Source organism: Teichococcus aerofrigidensis, from assembly GCF_054073225.1.
Map to the genome: position 1 here is coordinate 1 of NZ_JBSXMU010000285.1, position 631 is coordinate 631.

The window sequence follows — 631 nt, forward strand, 5'->3', positions numbered from 1 at the left end:
CTGCCGGGCATCGCGCCGCAGGGCCTCCGCCCGGTCGAGCAGGGCGCGCAGCCCGGCCTCGGCCTCGCCTGGCAGGGCCAGCGCCGTGGCGAGGCGTCGCGCGGCGGCCTGCTGCCCCGCCTGGATCTCCCGCCACGCCGCCTCCGCTTCCTCCAGCGCCAGGGCGGCGGCGAGGGCCGTCTCGCGCCGGGCCAGGAAAGCCTCCACCTCGCTGTCACCGGCCATGCCGTCGAGGCCGAGCGGCAGGACCACCGCGGCCCAGGCGGCGGCGGCCTCCTCCTCGGCCCTGGCGGCCTGTCCGGCCGTCTCCTCCGCCGCCTCCAGCGCCCTCCGCAGATCGGCGATGGCGGCATCCAGCGCCGCGGCGCGGGCGAGGCGCTCCGCTTCCTCGAGCCGGCGGTCGGCCAGCCGGTCGGCCTCCGCGACCGCGCGGGCATAGGCGAGCGGCAGCGGCTCGCCGTGGCAGAAGGCCTGCTCCTCGGCCGTCTCCGGCGCCTCTCCGGCGAAGTGGCGGCGATAGATGAGCCGCCAGCCCGCCTCGCGCCGGGCCCGCAGGCGGGCCAGGGCCTCGGCGTCCGGCAGGCCGCCCTGGCGATCCAGCGCGGCGCGGTCCTGCCGCGCGGTCCGCAGC

General features: G+C 80.3%; 1 protein-coding gene. It reads right to left on the reverse strand.

All coding sequences use genetic code 11. The features are described from left to right. On the reverse strand, positions 1-631 hold a 631-nt coding region (locus ACVMLK_RS21260; protein ID WP_457487571.1), incomplete at both ends, for a hypothetical protein.